At 64.8% G+C, this 18,049-nt stretch carries 17 protein-coding genes; 8 read left to right on the top strand and 9 right to left on the bottom strand.

The features are described 5' to 3' along the window. Positions 1 to 55: 55 nt before the first annotated feature. The 3 genes from Q358_RS0102470 (at position 56) to Q358_RS0102455 (ending at position 2,864) form a co-directional block, all read left to right on the top strand. Entirely contained in the window at positions 56 to 1,915 is a 1,860-nt protein-coding gene (locus Q358_RS0102470; RefSeq protein WP_027960592.1) for a heavy metal translocating P-type ATPase, read from the top strand. 271 nt (positions 1,916 to 2,186) lie between these two features. Further along, entirely contained in the window at positions 2,187 to 2,546 is a 360-nt protein-coding gene (locus Q358_RS0102460) for a DMT family transporter (protein WP_027960591.1), read from the top strand. Next, complete coding sequence (locus Q358_RS0102455) at positions 2,547 to 2,864, top strand: DMT family transporter (protein WP_027960590.1); 318 nt, start codon at positions 2,547 to 2,549, stop codon at positions 2,862 to 2,864. Positions 2,865 to 2,988: 124 nt separating this feature from the next. On the opposite strand, the gene Q358_RS0102450 is transcribed toward Q358_RS0102455, so the two are convergent. The 4 genes from Q358_RS0102450 to trmB form a co-directional block, all read right to left on the bottom strand. Then, on the bottom strand, positions 2,989 to 3,741 hold the full coding sequence (locus Q358_RS0102450; RefSeq protein ID WP_027960589.1) for a hypothetical protein: 753 nt from the start codon (positions 3,739 to 3,741) through the stop codon (positions 2,989 to 2,991). A gap of 75 nt (positions 3,742 to 3,816) precedes the next feature. Continuing rightward, positions 3,817 to 5,928, bottom strand: a complete 2,112-nt coding sequence (locus tag Q358_RS0102445; RefSeq protein WP_027960588.1) for an adenosylcobalamin-dependent ribonucleoside-diphosphate reductase — start codon at positions 5,926 to 5,928, stop codon at positions 3,817 to 3,819. Positions 5,929 to 5,965: 37 nt separating this feature from the next. Next, positions 5,966 to 6,445 carry a ubiquinone anaerobic biosynthesis accessory factor UbiT gene (gene ubiT / locus Q358_RS0102440; protein ID WP_043487522.1) on the bottom strand — a complete coding sequence of 160 codons (480 nt, stop codon included), beginning with the start codon at positions 6,443 to 6,445 and terminating at the stop codon, positions 5,966 to 5,968. Positions 6,446 to 6,761: 316 nt separating this feature from the next. Beyond that, positions 6,762 to 7,502, bottom strand: a complete 741-nt coding sequence (gene trmB, locus Q358_RS0102435; protein ID WP_027960586.1) for a tRNA (guanosine(46)-N7)-methyltransferase TrmB — start codon at positions 7,500 to 7,502, stop codon at positions 6,762 to 6,764. A gap of 122 nt (positions 7,503 to 7,624) precedes the next feature. On the opposite strand from trmB, the gene Q358_RS0102430 reads away from it, so the two are divergent. Beyond that, positions 7,625 to 8,008 (top strand): DUF423 domain-containing protein, encoded by a 384-nt coding sequence (locus Q358_RS0102430; RefSeq protein WP_027960585.1) that lies wholly within the window; start codon positions 7,625 to 7,627, stop codon positions 8,006 to 8,008. A 4-nt stretch (positions 8,009 to 8,012) separates the two neighbouring features. Here Q358_RS0102430 and Q358_RS0102425 read toward each other — a convergent pair whose 3' ends face one another. Further along, positions 8,013 to 8,426, bottom strand: a complete 414-nt coding sequence (locus Q358_RS0102425; RefSeq protein ID WP_027960584.1) for a PaaI family thioesterase — start codon at positions 8,424 to 8,426, stop codon at positions 8,013 to 8,015. 178 nt (positions 8,427 to 8,604) lie between these two features. Next, positions 8,605 to 10,779: a malate synthase G gene (locus Q358_RS0102420; RefSeq protein ID WP_027960583.1), complete on the bottom strand. Its 2,175-nt coding sequence runs from the start codon at positions 10,777 to 10,779 to the stop codon at positions 8,605 to 8,607. A 230-nt stretch (positions 10,780 to 11,009) separates the two neighbouring features. Here Q358_RS0102420 and Q358_RS16375 point away from each other — a divergent pair, with 230 nt between their 5' ends. The 4 genes from Q358_RS16375 to phoR all read left to right on the top strand — a co-directional run bounded on the left by Q358_RS16375 (position 11,010) and on the right by phoR (position 14,633). Continuing rightward, positions 11,010 to 11,993: an alpha/beta hydrolase gene (locus Q358_RS16375; RefSeq protein WP_043487520.1), complete on the top strand. Its 984-nt coding sequence runs from the start codon at positions 11,010 to 11,012 to the stop codon at positions 11,991 to 11,993. Then, positions 11,990 to 12,490, top strand: a complete 501-nt coding sequence (locus Q358_RS0102410) for a hypothetical protein (protein ID WP_027960582.1) — start codon at positions 11,990 to 11,992, stop codon at positions 12,488 to 12,490. Before Q358_RS16375 ends, Q358_RS0102410 begins: the two co-directional genes overlap by 4 nt. A gap of 141 nt (positions 12,491 to 12,631) precedes the next feature. After that, complete coding sequence (gene phoB, locus Q358_RS0102405) at positions 12,632 to 13,321, top strand: phosphate regulon transcriptional regulator PhoB (protein ID WP_027960581.1); 690 nt, start codon at positions 12,632 to 12,634, stop codon at positions 13,319 to 13,321. Between the two features lie 13 nt (positions 13,322 to 13,334). Further along, positions 13,335 to 14,633, top strand: a complete 1,299-nt coding sequence (gene phoR, locus Q358_RS0102400) for a phosphate regulon sensor histidine kinase PhoR (RefSeq protein WP_027960580.1) — start codon at positions 13,335 to 13,337, stop codon at positions 14,631 to 14,633. Positions 14,634 to 14,639: 6 nt separating this feature from the next. Here the strand turns inward: phoR and pstB are convergent, their stop codons facing one another. The 3 genes from pstB to pstC are packed head-to-tail and all read right to left on the bottom strand — an operon-like array spanning position 14,640 to position 17,977. Continuing rightward, positions 14,640 to 15,485, bottom strand: coding sequence for a phosphate ABC transporter ATP-binding protein PstB (gene pstB, locus Q358_RS0102395; protein ID WP_027960579.1), 846 nt, complete (start codon positions 15,483 to 15,485; stop codon positions 14,640 to 14,642). A gap of 51 nt (positions 15,486 to 15,536) precedes the next feature. After that, positions 15,537 to 16,703, bottom strand: coding sequence for a phosphate ABC transporter permease PstA (pstA, locus tag Q358_RS0102390; RefSeq protein ID WP_027960578.1), 1,167 nt, complete (start codon positions 16,701 to 16,703; stop codon positions 15,537 to 15,539). Between the two features lie 17 nt (positions 16,704 to 16,720). Continuing rightward, the gene (pstC, locus tag Q358_RS0102385; protein ID WP_027960577.1) at positions 16,721 to 17,977 is read right to left on the bottom strand and encodes a phosphate ABC transporter permease subunit PstC; all 1,257 of its coding nucleotides are present in this window, start codon (positions 17,975 to 17,977) and stop codon (positions 16,721 to 16,723) included. Positions 17,978 to 18,049: the final 72 nt, after the last annotated feature.

Genomic DNA, 18,049 nt, shown 5'->3' with positions numbered 1-18,049 from the left:
AATCGCGCCGGTAGGGCGCGATCCGTAACCCTCTTGGAATCTGGAGGTTACTCCTATGACACGCTGGAAAAACTGGGGTGTGGTGGTCGTTTCGGGGCTGTTGATCATCGCCTCCTGGATCACCGGCTGGGACGCCCTGATGATCGCGGCGGCCGTAGTGGCCGGCTACCAGATCGCCATCTCCGCCATTCAAGCGCTGCGGGTCAAGACCGTCTCCATCGACCTGCTGGTCACCGTTGCCGCCATCGGCGCCCTGTTTATCAACAACTACTGGGAATCGGCCGCGGTCACCTTCCTCTTCGCATTCGGTGGCGCCCTGGAAAGAGCCACCCTCAACAAGACCCGCAAGGCTCTGACGGACCTGGTGGATGCCGCTCCCGAGACGGCCACCGTGCTGCGTGAAGGGGAAGCACAGAGCATAGAAATCTGGGAGCTTGTGCCCGGCGACATCGTGCTGATCAAGAACGGTGAACAGGTTCCCGTCGATGGCACCGTGGTCACCGGCCACGGCGGCGTGGATGAGGCCACCATCACCGGTGAGTCCGTTCCCGCCGAGAAGGCCGAAGGCGAGGAGGTCTTCGCCGGCACCTGGCTGAGATCGGGCCTGCTGCGCGTCAAGGCGATTGGCATCGGCTCGGACACGGCCCTGGCCAGGATCATCCACCGCGTCGAGGACGCCCAGGATGACAAGGCCAGGACCCAGACCTTCATGGAGAAATTCTCCGGGTACTACACCCCGGGGGTCATGCTTACCGCACTGGCGATCGGCCTGATCACCCGCAATGTGGAACTGGCTCTGACCCTGCTGGTCATCGGCTGCCCGGGTGCCATGGTGATCTCCATTCCGGTATCCATCGTGGCGGGTATCGGCCGCGCGGCCAGGGATGGTGTCCTGATCAAGGGCGGCGAATATCTCGAAACCTCGGCCCGTGTCAGCGCCGTGGTAGTGGACAAGACCGGCACCCTGACCAACGGCAGGCCGATGCTGACCGATGTGGTCGTGCTGGATGACGCCTACAGCGAAGACCAGGTGCTCACCCTGGCCGCCGGGGCCGAGACCGCCTCCGAACATCCTCTGGCGGAAGCGATCATCCGCGGCGCCGAACAGCGTGAACTGGCCGTCGGGATGGTCGACAAGGCGGATCCGGTTGCCGGCAAGGGTATTCGCGCCACTATTGATGGACGCACCATCGCCGTCGGCACCGCCGACCTGCTCGACCAGGCCCCGGACAGGACACCCCTCCTGGAACTCAACACCGCCGGCAAGACCGCCATGTACGTCGGCGTCGACGGCTGCGCCGTCGGTATCGTGGCCGTGGCGGATACCCTTCGCGACACTGCCGGCCAGGCGGTCGAGGCACTGCATGACAATGGCATCAGAGTCATCATGGCCACCGGAGATGCCAAGCGTGTCGCCGAGAACATCGCCGTTGATCTCGGCATCGATGAAGTGCGCGCCGAGCTGATGCCCGAAGACAAGCTGGTCATCGTCAAGGAGCTGCAGAGCCGAGGCCATACCGTGGCCATGGTCGGCGACGGCGTCAACGATACCCCCGCCCTCGCCCAGGCCGACATCGGCATCGCCATGGGGGCCGCCGGCTCACCGGCAGCCATCGAAACCGCGGATATCGCCCTGATGGCCGACCGTCTACCCCGCCTGCCCTATGCCCTCGCCCTGGCCAAGCGGACGGTAAGGACCATGCATCTCAACATCATCATCGCTCTGCTGACAGTCGCCCTGCTGCTGTTCGGCGTGCTCTTCGGCGGCGTGACCATGGCCATCGGCATGCTGGTGCATGAGGCCTCGGTGCTGCTGGTCATCGCCATCGCCATGCTGCTGCTGCGCCCGACCCTGAAGGAAGGCGAGGAGACAATAACCCAGCGCGGAGCACGCAAGGAGGCTCTCGCTTCATAGTCAGCCACCTCCCCCCATAAGCACGACAAATCGTCCCGGTCCACGAGAGTGATGGTCCGGGACGATTGATTAGATTTAATAAATTAATGCTGCACTGGCATGACTTCACCCCCGGGGGGTCGAGCTGCACGACTGGATTCACTTCTTCGACGAATGCTCTATGCTGGGGGTTTCATTTTCCGCGGGGCACATGAAGATAGCCAAGGACGCCACTCTCCAGGGCCTGGCGATGTCTCGGTGTGACGCCCCGGTCAGCGTGGAGAACTAAAACATGGGGTGGATGTATGTATTTCTGGCGGCATTCGTGGAGATCTTCTGGGTGCTGGGCCTGAAGTTCTCCGACAACCTCTGGATGTGGGGTGGAACGGTCACCGCGCTGATCTTCAGCTTCTATTTCATTATCAGGGCCTGCGCCGTGCTGCCTTCCGGGGCCGTATATGCCACCTTCACGGGGTCCGGCGCGGCCGTCATCGCCATCATTGACTTCACGCTCCTGGGCGAGCCGTTTACCCTTCTCAAGGGGCTTTTTCTCTTGCTGATCATTGTCGGTGTCGTGGGCGTTCAGATGACGACACAGGCCGACGGAAAGCGTCTTGAAGAGGCGTCACCGGTGAAAGGGGATGGCGCATAGATGGCCTGGATCTACCTGCTTATTGCCAGCCTTGGAGAAATCTTCGGCGTTGCCAGCATCAACATGTACCTGAAGCGAGGCACATGGAGGTGGCTGGCGATAGTGGTCGGCGTCTTCTCGCTGGGTTTCTACTTCCTGGCACTGGCGATGCGTGAGATACCGCTGGGAACCGCCTATGCCATCTGGACCGGACTGGGTGCCACGGGAGCCGTCGTGATGGGGGTATGCTTCTTCAAGGAGCCCATGAGCCGCCTCCGTCTGCTCTTTCTTGCCTGCATCATCTGCGGGGCCGTCGGCCTGAAGGCCGTGGCGCCATAGCCAAGGATAGTGACTCCCTGTCGATAACCAGCGTCGCAATGCGAAGCGCCCGATGCAGTGCACCGGGCGCTTTGTGAACCAGCGGCGTCAGCCGGTTTCTTGATCAGGTATCCGCATCAGGTCATTAACCGCACTTGGACCAGCCGCAGCCGGAGTAACAGGTGGGGCAGCCATCCATCATGATCAACTCGCCGTTGCATTCGGGGCAATGGCCGACCACGGTGGGGCCGTCACCCTTGGCCTGCGCGGCTTCCTGGGTCTTGCGCTCGGCCTGCTCGATCTCTTCCGCGGTAGGCGGCACCCACAGGTGGCCGCTGGCCTGGCGCTGGGCATAGCGCGCCACCAGCTCCTCCACCGGGACCTGGTTGCCGTCCTGGTCGAGGAAACCGCGGCGATAGAGGATCTGCTGGATCGACCAGGCGATGGCCGCCACCTCGGAGTCGTGGAACACCGGTTTGCCCCACCGATTCATGCCGCAGCGCACCAGGCCCTTGTCCCAGGCCACCTTGCGCAGATCGGCCACCGCCTGGGTGACATAACCGCCGCGAGCGGCCAGCGACAGGCTGCGCATGGTGGCGGTGATCCACTGGTGTTCGCTGGAGAGCTGGCCGGAGGGGAAGAAGAACTCTACCGGGCGCTCGACCACCACGCGCTTGCCGTTGAGCACACCCTCCACGGGCATGAACGACACCAGCAGGTAGACCTTCTTGCGGCCCTCCGCGCCCACATAGGAGATCTTCTCCGACACGGCCTCCAGGGTACCCTCGGGACGCGAGGGAATGCGGACCGTAAGCGGGTTCTCCTCGGGCAGTGGCGGCTCTTCCACCGCCTTCTTGACGCTATAGGAAACAATCTTGGAATTGATTTCGACGGCCATCAGGGGGCTCCTCCGGAGAGTTGTTGGGTGGCACTGGGCATCCAGCGCTCGAGGCTGATCCGGCGAAGGCCGCTATTACCACTTGCCATAGGTGCCTTCCTTCAGTGCGTCATAGAGGTTGGCCGCGTTGTGCTCCTCACCGTCATAGATGACCTTCTCGTCACCCGACAGCTCGACGCTCTCGCCATTCTCCAGCTCGAACACGTAGGTGGTGTTCTTGAGATCATCCTCGCGCACCAGCACGCCCTGGAAGGCCTCCGGATTGAAGCGGAAGGTGGTACAGCCCTTGAGCTTGCTGGCATAGGCATCGAGGTAGAGATCCTTGAACTCCTCGAAGGGGAACTCGGTGGGCACGTTGACCGTCTTGGAGATCGCCGAGTCGACCCACGCCTGGGCGGCAGCCTGCACCGCCACGTGCTGCTTCGGCGAAACGGCATCGGCGGTAATGAAGTAGTCCGGCAGATCGCTCTCCACGGCGTCGGCGGCAATGAAGTGACGATAGGCCGCCAGCTCGAAGGAGACAACCTCCACCTGCTCCTTGGTCTTCTTGCCCGCCTGGATCACGTTGCGGAAATAGCGGTGCGAGAACGACGGTTCGATGCCATTGGAGGCATTGTTGCCCAACGACAGCGAGATGGTGCCCGTCGGTGCGATGGAACTGTGGTGGGTAAAGCGCGCCCCGTGCTCGGCAAGCTGGGTGACCAGCTCCGGCTCCACGTCGGCAACCTTCTGCATATAGCGGCTGTAGCGTGCATGCAGGATCCGGCCGGGGACCTTGTCGCCGATCTCGTAGCCATCCTTCTTGAGCTCGGGGCGCTCACGCAGCATCTTGGGCGTAATCTCGTAGTCCTCGGCGAGTGCCGGCGCCATGCCCTTCTCGCGGGAGAGCTCTAGGGCCTGCTTCCAGCCCTCGACGGCCAGGCTGCGGCTCACCTCTTCGGTGAAGGCGAGCGACTCCGGCGAGCCATAGGGAATCTTGAGCATGGTCAGGGTAGAGCCCAGGCCCAGGAAACCCATGCCGTGACGACGCTTGGCCTCGATCTCGCGGCGTTGCCCTTCGAGCGGCAGGCCACTGATTTCCACCACGTTATCCAGCATGCGGGTAAAGACCCCCACCACTTCACGGTAGCGTGCCCAGTCGAAGCGCGGCTTCTTGCCGAAGGGGTCGATGACGAACCGGGTCAGGTTCACCGAGCCCAGCAGGCAGGCGCCCTCAGGCGGCAGCGGCTGCTCTCCGCAAGGGTTGGTGGCACGAATCTCCTCGCAGAACCAGTTGTTGTTCATGCGGTTGACCTGATCGATCAGGATAAAGCCCGGCTCGGCGTAGTCGTAGGTGGAGCTCATGATGGTGTCCCACAGCTCGCGCGCCTTGATCACCTCGACGATACGACAGGCGACGCGGCCCTCGGCGTCGACGGTGTAGCCTTCTTCTATCACCGGCCAGTCGCGGTAGATCAGTTCACTCTCATCGACGTCATCCTTCTCGCCGGCATGCAGCGGGAAGGCCAGCGGCCAGTCGCTGTCGTGCTTCACCGCTTCCATGAACTCGTCGGTGATCAGCAGGCTGAGGTTGAACTGGCGCAGGCGCCCCGCCTCGCGCTTGGCCTCGATGAACTGACGTACATCGGGATGGCCGACATCGAAGGTGCCCATCTGGGCGCCGCGGCGACCACCGGCGGAGGCTACCGTGAAGCACATCTTGTCGTAGATATCCATGAACGCCAGGGGGCCGTTGGTGCCCGCCCCGGCGCCGAACACGAAGGCGCCCTTGTGCCGCAGGGTGGAGAAGTCATAGCCGATGCCGCAGCCCGCCTTGAGGGTCATGCCGGCATCCACCACGGAGCCGAGGATGTCGTGCATGGAGTCACGAATCGTGCGTGATACCGTGCAGTTGATCAGGCTCACCGCGGGCTTGTAGGCCTCGGCGCCGGCATTGGACATGATGCGGCCCGCAGGAATGGCACCGTTCTCCAGCGCCCAGCGAAACTTCGGCAGCCAGGTGTCGGCCTGCTTGCCTTCCACCGCGGCGAGCGCCCGGGCCACGCGGTCCCAGGTAGCGGTCACGTCCTGGTCCACGGATGCTCCATGACGGTCCTTGAGGCGATACTTGGAGTCCCAGATATCGCGGGACGGCCCCTGCAGGGGCACCTCGTTGGATGACTTCACTGCCTTGGTGGAAGTGCTCATTCGGATGACTCCGGAAGAAATGCGTTAATCGAAAAAGTCAGTTCGTGCGTCTTGCCAGTCGCTCCAGGCGGACCAGCAGTTCGCCGAAGGGACCCTGGGCCAAGCCCTCCTCGCGACCATCGAGCAGATTCTTGACCATCAGTCCCAGTTCGGTGTCGCCCTCGATCAGCAGCCGGCGCTGAAAGAACATCGCATCGGGGTCCTCGCGTCGCGTCGCCAGGCAGAGAAATTCTCTCCAGCCACCACGAATGGTGGCCTCGCCGGGCTCGGTACACACCGCCAGGCGCTCATTCTCCAGGGTCAGCGTCAGCGCCATGCCGAGATCCTCGATGGCCAGGGTGATGCGGCGCCCTTCCAGGGCGTCGAACTCCCCCTCGGCCAGAGGCTCGGCGAAGGTGCGATTGAGCAGCGGCTCCACCAGGCAACGCTTGATGCCGACCGGCACGCGCGGATCGAGGACGCGGATCAGGCGGGCGGGTGCGGGAGGACGCGGCAGGGACAGTAACGGCAGAGTCATGACAGCTCTCCTGAAGGGTAACCATGCGGCCAGGAGCCTGCCGGACTTAACGCTGATCTACTCCGAGGTCCGAATCTCTCGTTCCGATCGGTCAAGTCCGACAGCCTCTCAGGGCCGCCGAACCGTTTATCCTAGGCCGGTGCTCCCGGGGCTGCACTGACATGCGTCATGTCGGTGACAGGCCCTGTCGTCACCCGCGGGCCCGACTACCATATATAGACCACATCTCACCAGCAAGCCCCATATCTGGTGCAAGTCGATGAGCATCATGATCCATTTTCATTTGACAGCCCAAGTGCTTGAAGCAACGCCGGAATCACTCGGCGCGGCGATAGATGAGATCCCAGACGCCATGCCCCAACCGCTCGCCGCGGGCCTCGAACTTGGTCAAGGGACGAAACGCCGGGCGCGGCACATAGGGGGCGGTCTCGGCGTCGGCGGTGTTGGAAAAGCCGGGGGTGCCGTCCATCACCTCGGCCATCCATTCGGCGTAGGCCTCCCAGTCGGTGGCCAGGTGGAAGGTGCCGCCGGCCTTCAGCCGCGAGCGCACCAGCTCGACGAAGGCGGGCTGCACGATGCGCCGCTTGTGGTGCTTCTTCTTGGGCCAGGGGTCGGGGAAGAACAGCTGCAGGGTATCGAGGCTGGCCTCGGGCAGGCACTGCTCCATGACCGCCAGGGCATCCTCACGGTAGACACGCAGGTTGGTGAGGCCACGCTTGTCGGCCTCGTCGAGCAGCTTGCCGACGCCCGGCGCATGTACCTCGATGCCGATGAAGTCGGTATCGGGGTGGGTCTCGGCCTGCTCCAGCAGCGAGGCCCCCATGCCGAAGCCGATTTCCAGCACCCGAGGGGCTTCGCGCCCGAACAGGGTGGCAAGATCCTGACGCCCCTCGGCCAGGGTCAGCCCCAGGCGCGGCCATACCTCGTCGAGCCCACGCGTCTGGGCCTGGGTCATGCGCCCGGCGCGCAGCACATAGCTCTTGATGCCGCGGCGGTGCAGCGGAGCATCCGCCCCCTCCGGGCCGGTGGTCTTGTCATCGTGTCGGGGATCGGTCATGGCGCGGGGCAACTCTTTCTGGGCTGAATCGTCAGGGCCTGGATCAGGGCGCGGGTATTGTAGCGGCTAAGGCGCGTCCGGGGTACGGTAACCACCGATTCTACCCGTAATGAGGACGTTGTATGCAGGATCGGAGATGGTGGCTGGGCACGGCACTTTCCGGCGCCCTGGTGGTGGTCGCCGGCGCCTTCGCCGCCCACGCCCTGGAGGGACAGCTGACACCACGGCTGGCGGCGGCCTTCGAGACCGGGGTGCGCTACCAGGCGTGGCACACCCTGGCACTGTTGGCGGTGCTCGCCTGGCGCGGCAGCGTATGCCTGCCTGGCCAGCGCCTGGCCATGGGGTTATGGGCCGCCGGTATCGCGCTTTTCTCCGGCTCGCTCTACGCCATGGCCCTCAGTGGCGCGACCCGGCTGGGAATGATCACGCCCCTCGGCGGCGTGCTGCTGATCGGCGGCTGGCTGGCCCTGGCCGCCGCCCTGCTGCGTGCCCCTTCCCGCGCCTGAAACCCTAGTCGCGATCCGGCAGGGCATAGGTGGCGGTGACCAGGGCCACCGGCTCCTCGCTGCCGGCGGAGAACAGCTGCACCTCGCCCACCGCCAGGCGTCGTCCCAGCTTGAGGATGCGGGCGGTGGCGATGATATCGCGATCCCCCCGGGGGCGACGCAGGAAGCGACAGTGTAGATCGCTGGTCACCGCCATGGGCTCGGGACCGATCTCGGCGAGTATCGCCACATAGAGGCAGACGTCGGCCAGGCCCATCAGGGTGGGCCCGGAGACGCTGGCACCCGGGCGCAGGTGCTCGTCATCGATGGCCAGGCTCATGGTGGCCTTCATATGATCGACGGCCTCGATGGTGCCGAAACGCTGGGGAAATATCTCATCGAGGAAATCCTCGATGACGGCGGCGGTCATCACGGGCATGGCGGGCCTCCCTGCGGTGGCGAGTGACGAAGATGAGTGCAACAGGCACCACCTTAGCCGACCGTCGCCGGCGCTGACAGTTCAGGCGGCTCGTTCCCCAACGAAAGCGCCCTCCGCGGCATGACCGCGGAGGGCGCTAGATGGATGCCCCGGCGGGAGACGCCGAGGCCGGAGGCGCTTACTTGGCCTTGTGAACGGCACGCCAGTGGTGCAACAGCGGCTCGGTGTAGCCGGATGGCTGCACGCGGCCCTTGAAGACCAGGTCGCTGGCGGCCTGGAAGGCGCTGGAGCCTTCGAAGTCCGCACTCATCGGCGTGTACGCCGGGTCATCGGCATTCTGCTCGTCGACCACCCTGGCCATGCGCTCCAGGGTCTCCTGGACGCGGGCGGCATCGACCACGCCGTGATGCAGCCAGTTGGCGATATGCTGGCTGGAGATCCGCAGGGTCGCCCGGTCCTCCATCAGGCCCACGTCGTGGATGTCCGGCACCTTGGAACAGCCCACGCCGTGCTCGACCCAGCGCACCACATAACCGAGGATGCCCTGGCAGTTGTTATCGAGCTCCTGCTGCAGCGCCTCATCGCCCCAGTCGGCGCTTGCGGCCACCGGCACGCTGAGCAGGTCATCCAGAAGATCCGGCTCGCCCTGCCCTTCCAGCTCGCGCTGAATGGCGGTGACGTCCACCTGATGATAATGCAGGGCATGCAGGGTAGCCGCGGTCGGTGACGGCACCCAGGCGGTGTTGGCGCCCGCCTTGGGATGGCCGATCTTCTGCTCGAGCATGGCGGCCATCAGGTCGGGCATCGCCCACATGCCCTTGCCGATCTGGGCACGACCGCGCAGGCCGCAGGCCAGGCCGACCTGGACGTTATTCTTCTCGTAGGCCTGGATCCAGTCGGCGCCCTTCATGTCGCCCTTGCGGATCATCGGGCCCGCCTCCATGGCGGTATGCATTTCATCCCCGGTGCGGTCGAGGAAACCGGTGTTGATAAACACCACCCGGGAAGACGCCTCGGCGATACAGGCCTTGAGGTTCACCGTGGTGCGCCGCTCTTCGTCCATGATGCCCATCTTCAGGGTATCCCGGGCCAGGCCCAGCAGGTCCTCGACGCGGCCGAACAGCTCGTTGGAGAACGCGACCTCCTGCGGCCCGTGCATCTTGGGCTTGACGATATAGACCGAGCCCTCGCGGGAGTTGCGCGGCTCATTCTCGCCCTTACGGAGGTCGTACAGGGCGGCCAGGCTGGTGACGATGGCATCGAGGATGCCCTCGGGAAGCTCGTTGCCCTCGGCATCGAGTACCGCCGGCGTGGTCATCAGGTGGCCGACGTTACGCACGAACATCAGCGAGCGTCCCGGCAGGGTCACGCTACCCCCGTCGGTATTCTGCCAGGTACGATCGGCGTTGAGCCGGCGGGTGAGGGTCTTCCCTCCCTTCTCGACTTGCTCCGTCAAATCGCCCTTCATCAGGCCCAGCCAGCTGGCATAGACGCCGACCTTGTCCTCGGCATCCACCGCGGCCACGGAGTCCTCGCAGTCCATGATCGCGGTCAGCGCGGCCTCGACCACCACGTCCTTGACGCCGGCCGGGTCGGTCTTGCCGATCGGGTTGTCGGGGTCTATCTGGATTTCCAGGTGCAGACCGTGGTTGCTCAGCAGGATGGCGTCGGGGCTCTCGGCCGGGCCGTTGAAGCCCACCAGCTTGCCGGCATCCTTGAGGCCGGTCTCGCGGCCACCGTCCAGGGTGACGACCAGGTGGCCATCACGCAGCGCATACCTGACGGCGTCGCGGTGGGAGCCGGTGGCCAGCGGCGCGGCGCGGTCGAGCACGCCCCGGGCGTAGGCGATCACCTTCTCGCCACGCTTGGGATTGAAGCTGGTGCCCTTCTCGGCGCCGTTCTCTTCGGAGATGACGTCGGTGCCGTAAAGCCCGTCGTAGAGGCTGCCCCAGCGGGCATTGGCGGCATTCAGGGCATAGCGTGCGTTGTTGACCGGCACCACCAGCTGCGGGCCGGCCTGAACGGCGACCTCACGGTCGACGTTGGCGGTCGTCACCTCGACCGTTTCGGGAGCCTTGGCCAGATAGCCGACCTCCTCGAGAAAGGCTCGATAGCCGGCCATGTCGCTTATCGTGCCAGGATGCTCGCGATGCCAGCCATCGAGCCGTTCCTGCAGGCGATCACGCTCGGCGAGCAGTTCCCGGTTCTTCGGGGTCAAATCATGAAAGAGGGCATCGACGCCGGCCCAGAAGGCCTCGGGGTCAATGCCGGTGCCCGGAAGCGCCTGCTCGTTGATGAACCGGTCCAGTTCGGCGGCCACCAGGAGGCGGTGACGCGTGACACGCTGGGTCATGATGAATCTCCTCGCACGGGGCAGGCAGTGGGTGCACACCGGCTGCCATCAACAGGGTTAGGTGACTGCGTAGAAACAAGTTTGTGGAAAACACTTCCACCTGTAAAGCCAAGATCCCACCATTGCCACCGAGACTCGACCAAAAGATGATGCCCGGGGACAAATTCGCTCGGCCCGCATGGTGACGGCTCGCACTTGCCGCTAGCATGGCGACACACTTGGAGAATGCGATGAGCGATTTCACCCCGCTGCAGGCCCTGGGTCCCTTCCGCAGGATCGACCCCGCGACCGAACTGCCCGACGGCGATCATCTAGAGCGCTATCTGGGCTACTACGGCCTGGCGCCGCTGCTCGCCGGGCAGGTGGGACTGCACCTGGGCTTCCTGGACGCCGGAAACTTCCGCCTGTGGGCCTCGGTATGGAGTCCCCCGGCGCCCATCGGGACGGCCTTCGTGGTGCACGGCTACTTCGACCATCTGGGCCTCTATCGCCACCTGTTGGAGAGGCTGCTGGAACGCGGCTGGCGAGTGGTGCTGTGGGACCTTCCCGGTCATGGGCTCTCCAGCGGTCGACGCGCATCCATCGAGGACTTCGACGACTACGGCAACTGCCTGCACGCGCTCCAGGACCATCTGGAGTGTCTGGGGCTCGCCCCGCGCCCCTGGCTGGGCATCGGCCAGAGCACCGGCGCGGCAATACTCGCCACCGACGCCCTGACCCACGGCAGCGCGGATAGATGGGCCGGCCTGGCCCTGTTGGCCCCGCTGGTCAGGCCCTGGGGCTGGCGCCAGTCGAGCTGGCTTCACCTCCTGGTCGGCCCCTTCATGCGCTCGATCCCGCGCAAGTTCCGCGCCAACTCCACGGATGCCGAATTCGCGGCCTTCCTGCGCGACCGGGACCCCCTCCAGGACGATCGCGTGGCGGTGGACTGGGTCAGCGCCATGCGCCGCTGGATGCCACGGCTGCTGGCACTGCCGCCCAATCCGGTGCCGACCCTGATCCTGCAGGGGGAACAGGACCTGACCGTGGACTGGATGTGGAACCTGGAGGTGCTCAAGGAAAAGTTTCCCAACGCCGAGGTCCACCTGCATCCTGAGGCGCGCCACCACCTGGTCAACGAGGCGGAGCCCATCCGTCAGGCCCTCTTCGACACCCTGGACCGCTTCCTCGACACCCTGGCCCCCCATCCCACCGCAGAGAGTACGCCTCCATGAACGCCTCACTCCCCCGCGCAACGACCCTGCTGGCCCTGACCTGGCTGGTGCTGCTTGCCGGCTGTGCCGGTGCCCCCGAGCGTCCCGACGGCAATATCCGCCGGGCGCTGTTCACCCTGGGCGAGCGTGCCGCCGGGCATGTCATGGCGGCGCCACTGCTGCCCCGGCCGGCGAGCGACCAGGTGCTGCTGCTTGCCTCCCCCGAGGTCGACGCCGGGCTCGGCATCGGGGACGAGCGCTTCCAGGAGAGCCTGGTCCGCGCCCTGCTGGCGGTGGGCGATGGCCCCCAGGTCCTCGACTGGGGCGGCGGCCTGACGCAGGGCGGCGACAATCAGTGGCGCCTGGAGAGCCGGCTGACAGCGGATGGCCCGCGCCTCGCGCTCTCCGACCGGGAGCTTTTGCCCTACCGGCTGACGCTGACGCTGAGCCGCCCCGGCGAGGAGTCGACCCGCTGGGAGGAGAGCCTGCAGGGCGCCCTGGACGCCACGGCGCTATAGCGAGCCCCCCCGCCATGAGCGCCCCCGACCATCGACACGCCCCCGACCATCGACACGCCGCCTTGTCACGGCATTGTCATAAAACCATGTTGTCATCGTCATCAATCCGTCATTATCAGTATCCTTGACCTGGAGCCCGGGATGACCGCAAAAACCGTACTGATTGTCGATGATGAAGCCCCGATCCGGGAAATGATCGCCCTGACACTCGAGATGGCCGACTACCGCGTGCTGGAGGCGGATAGCGCCCAGGCCGCGCATGCCTTGATCGTCGATCATCAACCCGACCTGGTACTGCTCGACTGGATGATGCCCGGCACCAGCGGTATCGAACTCGCGCGCCGCCTCAAGCGCGATCCGGCGACGGCCGAGCTGCCGATCATCATGCTGACCGCGAAGGGCGAAGAGGACAACAAGGTGCAAGGGCTGGAGGCCGGTGCGGACGACTACATCGCCAAGCCCTTCTCGCCCCGTGAACTGATGGCCCGCCTGAAGGCGGTATTGCGGCGTGCTTCCCCCTATGGCGTCGATGAGACGGTGGCGGTGAACGGCCTGCTGCTCGACCCCGTCGGCCATCGCATCAGCCGCGATGACGAGACGCTGGAGCTCGGCCCTACCGAATACCGCCTGCTGCAATTCTTCATGACCCATCAGGAACGCGTCTACACCCGGAGCCAGTTGCTCGACCAGGTGTGGGGGGGCAATGTCTACGTGGAGGAGCGCACCGTGGACGTGCATATTCGCCGGCTGCGCAAGGCACTCGGCGACCCCCACCAGCAACTGATCCAGACCGTGCGTGGCACGGGCTATCGCTTCTCCACCAAACACTGAACCAGGCACCGACATGACACGACTCTGGCGACGAGACATGTGGCGCCTGGCCGCGCTGTGTGGCCTTGGCATGCTGCTTGGCTGGCTGTTTTCTGCCGTGAGCGCCGGCCTTGCCGCGGCCTTGGGCGTGTATCTCGCTTACCAGCTGCGCCAGCTTCACGCGCTGCACCAATGGCTGACCCAGCCCTCCCTCGACAAGCCCCTCGTCGGCGGCGGCGTATGGGGGGAGCTGTTCGACCATCTCCATCGCTATCAGAAGGTCCAAGAGGTCACCCAGCGGCGGCTGCGTGACACCCTGTCGCGGATCAAGGATTCTTCGGAGGCCATGCGCGACAGCGTGGTCATGCTCGATAGCCACGGCTATATAGAGTGGTGGAATAGTGCCGCGGAACGCATGCTGGGCCTCCAGCGTATTCAGGGCCGACGGCAGCACATAACCCGCCTGCTGCGAGACCCGCACTTCGAGGACTACTTGCAGGTGCTGGACTATCGCGAGCCCTTGACCCTGGCGTCGCCTGTCGATGAACGACGGGTCCTGCAGTACCAGATCACCCTTTACGGCAACGATGAGCGCCTGCTGATGGCGCGGGATATCACCCGCCTGCATCGCCTGGAACAGGTGCGCCGTGACTTCGTCGCCAATGTCTCCCACGAGCTGCGCACGCCCCTGACCGTGCTGACCGGGTATCTGGAGATCTATCAGGACATGGCCGAGGCACTGCCACCGAGGCTCGGGCGCGGCGTGTCGCAGATGCAAAAGCAGACCGCTCGCATGCAGAACCTGGTCAATGACCTGCTGCTGCTTTCCCGACTCGAAAACAACGATCGCAGCGGCGAGGATGCTCGTCTCAACCTTGCCGGCATGCTGGAGGCCGTACGCCGTGACGCCGAGGCACTGTCCGACAGCCAGCAGCGGATTACGCTGGATATACACAGCTCACTCGACCTGATGGGCTGTGAACAAGAGCTGCAGAGCGCGATATCCAACCTGGCATTCAATGCCGTGCGCTACTCCGGGCCGGGCAGCCGGATCGTCTTGCGCTGGCGCACACTCGGCGACGGCGCCTGCGTCGAAGTCGAGGACGACGGCGAAGGGATCGCGGCGGCCCATATACCACGCCTTACCGAGCGCTTTTATCGCATCGACAAGGGCCGCAGCACCGCCACCGGGGGCACCGGACTCGGGCTTGCCATCGTCAAGCACGTGCTGCTGCGCCACGAGGCACGACTGGAGATCGACTCCCGGCTGGGCCAGGGGGCTACCTTCCGCTGTGTGTTTCCCCGCCAGCGGCTGGTGGCTCCGCCGGCGTGATGTGTCTCAGCCGTAGCGACCGGTAATATAATCCTCGGCCTTGCGGGTGTGGGGGGTCGAGAACATCGCCTTGGTATCGTTGTACTCGATCATCTCCCCCAGATGGAAAAAGGCCGTGTAGTCGGCGATTCGTGCGGCCTGCTGCATGTTGTGGGTGACCGTGATGATGGTGTAACGGCGCTTGAGCCGGTCCATCAGGTCCTCGATGGTGGCCGTGGAAATCGGGTCCAGCGCCGAGGTCGGCTCGTCCATCAGGATTACCTCCGGCTGCACGGCAATGGCGCGGGCGATGCACAGACGCTGTTGCTGGCCGCCGGACAGCGAGGTGCCGGGCTGGTGCAGCTTGTCCTTGACCTCCTCCCACAGGCCCGCATCGCGTAGCGAGCCTTCCACCAGCGCCTCCACATCGGCCTTGCGACTCACGATATCGTGCATGCGCGGGGCATAGGCCACGTTGTCGAAGATCGACTTGGGAAAGGGGTTGGGCTTTTGAAACACCATGCCGACCCGGCGGCGCAGCGCCACCTCGTCCATCCCGGCGGCGTTCACGTCTTGCCCGTCGAGCTCCACCCGACCCTGGATGCGCACCCTGGGAATCAGGTCGTTCATGCGATTCAGGCAGCGCAGGAAGGTCGACTTGCCACAGCCAGAGGGGCCAATCAGTGCGGTGATATTGTTCTGATAGATATCCAGGTCGATCGATTTCAGCGCCTGGGTGTTCCCGTACCAGAGATCGAGGTCGCGGACCCGCACGCCGAGTTCATGACTGGCATCGGCGTTGCGGCTCACCGGCTCGCCGGGCGCGGACCCGCTCAGGGGCGATGGGCTCGTGGGGGAGGCGTGGCGATTCATGCGTATACTCATCTTCGCGTTCAAGCTCGTTTGTCCTCTATGACGCCTGGATTACCAGCGACGCTCCAGCCGCTTGCGCAGCATGACGGCACCGGCATTCATGGAAATCAGCACCGCCAGCAGTACCAGGATGCCGCCCGAAGTCTTCTCGATGAAGGCGCGATCCGGCTCGCCTCCCCAGGTAAATATCTGCGCCGGCATGACCGTGGCGGCATCGGTCACCGAGCCGCTGATATCGGGAATAAATGCCACCATGCCGATGATGATCAGCGGTGCGGTCTCGCCCATGGCCTGGGCCAGACCAATAATGGCGCCGGTCATGATGCCGGGCATTGCCAGCGGCAACACATGGTCGCGCACCACCTGCCAGCGCGAGCAACCGACGCCGAAGCCGGCATGGCGAATGGTGTCCGGCACGCTACGCAGCGCCGTGCGAGTCGAGATGATGATCACCGGCAGGGTCATCAGCGCCAGCGTCAGCCCGCCGGCCAGCGGCGACGAACGCGGCACGCCGACGACATTGATGAAGATCGCCAGCCCCAGCAGGCCATACAGGATCGAGGGAATCGCCGCCAGATTATTGATGTTGATCTCGACCAGCTGGGTCATGCGGTTATCCGGCGCGAACTCTTCCAGGTAGATCGCCGTCATCACGCCAATCGGAAAGGCCACGGCCAGCGTCACCATCAGGGTCAGCACGGTGCCCACGGCGGCCGAGGCGATGCCGGCGAGCTCGGGCATCTTGGAATCGCCGCTGGTGAAAAACCGTGTATTGAAACGCAGCTCGACCCGGCCCTCGGCCTGCAGCCGATTCACCGTCGCCGTGTCGCGCTCGCTCAGCTTGCTGTGATGGCCCTTCAGGTATTGATCCACCTGGCCATCGGCCAGCACCCACTCGCTGCGCGTGGTGCCCTGAAGCGCCGGGTCGTCCCGCATGCGCGATGGAATCAGGCGCAGATAGCCGCGGCTGACCAGCGGACGCACGGCATCGGATACCGCCGCCAACGGCAGTCGACTGGCCTGCTCGCTGTAGTCCACTTCCACCTGAATCTGCGCCTGCTTGAAGGCCGGCAGCCCCTTGACCAGCATGTCGGTGAAAAACAGCACCAGAAACAAGCCGGCCAGGCCAAGTGCGCCCATGGATAGCCTCTTCAGCCAGCGGGTCTTGCGATGCCGCCGCCGAAGCTGGGCGCTGATCGCGTCGAAAGAGTGTGTCATCCCAGTGATTCCTCGACTTAGAGATTGTTGACCCGATATTTCTCGCGAAAGCGGCGAATCATGATCACCGACACCAGGTTGAGCGTCAGGGTCACCACGAACAGCACCAGCCCCAGGGCAAAGGCGGACAGCGTCTCGGCGCTGGCAAACTCCTGGTCCCCGGTCAGGGCGGCGACGATACGCACCGTGACCGTGGTCATGTTGTCCAGTGGATTGGCGGTCAGGTTGGGCAGCATGCCCGCCGCCATCACCACGATCATGGTTTCCCCCAGTGCCCGGGATACCGCCAGCAGCGAGGCCGAGATAATGCCGGGCAGCGCCGCCGGCACCACCACATCGCGGATGGTCTCGCCCTGGGTCAGGCCCAGCGCCAGCGCCCCCTGGCGCATGCTGTCGGGCACCGAGTGGATGACGTCATCGGACAACGAGGAAATGAACGGGATGATCATGATGCCCATGACGATGCCCGGGGCCAGGGCGTTGTTGAAATCGGCCTCGAGGCCGAGCAGCTGTGCCGCCGTGACGATCAACGGCGCCACGGTAATCGCCGCGAAGAAGCCGTAGACCACCGTGGGAATGCCGGCCAGCACCTCGAGCACCGGCTTGGCGATGCCACGCACCCGCGAGCCGGCGAACTCCGACATGTAGATGGCCGACAGCAAACCGATCGGAATGGCCACCAGCATGGCGATCGCGGTGATCATGAAGGTGCCGGCAAACAGCGGCAGCGAGCCGAACTGGGCGGCACTGGCGCCTTCCTCGCCACGACCGGCCGCCTCCAGGAAGCTGGCACCGGGGTTCCAGACCGTGCCGGTGATGAAGTCCCAGAAGCCCTGCATCTGGAAGAAGCGCAGCGCCTCGCTGATGATCGAGACCAGAATGCCCAGGGTGGTGAGAATGGAGATCAACGCGGCACCGGCCAGCATGAAGCGCACAAACGCCTCGATGGCGCGACGCGCGTGAAACGCCGGCCTGACCATGAGGATGCCGCCCACCAGGCCCATACAGGCCACGCCGATACTGACCACCAGCAGCATGGCGGTGGGGATCGTCCCCCCGATCAGCAGCATGCTCATGGCGCCGACCAGGCTTACCCCAAGCGCCGGCGCGGCGGTCGACAGCACGCCAAACCAGCCATACTGGTCGGGCTGGGCCGTCATCGCGGTGCCGCCGGCCCGCACCCTGGCCGCCTTGGCGCGCGCCGTGAAGAAGGCGACCAGTCCCAACACCACCAGGGCGGCACAGAACAGGGCAAGGTATTGATCGGTGTACATAGCTATCTCTCGCAATGGTCATCCACGTATGCCGCCGATACCCGACGGCCGGCCCCCAGCGGGTGGCCGGCC

It is taken from the genome of Halomonas halodenitrificans DSM 735 (genome assembly GCF_000620045.1).
In the GTDB taxonomy this organism is placed as follows: Bacteria; Pseudomonadota; Gammaproteobacteria; order Pseudomonadales; family Halomonadaceae; genus Halomonas; species Halomonas halodenitrificans.
This window is presented reverse-complemented; position numbering and strand designations above follow the sequence as displayed.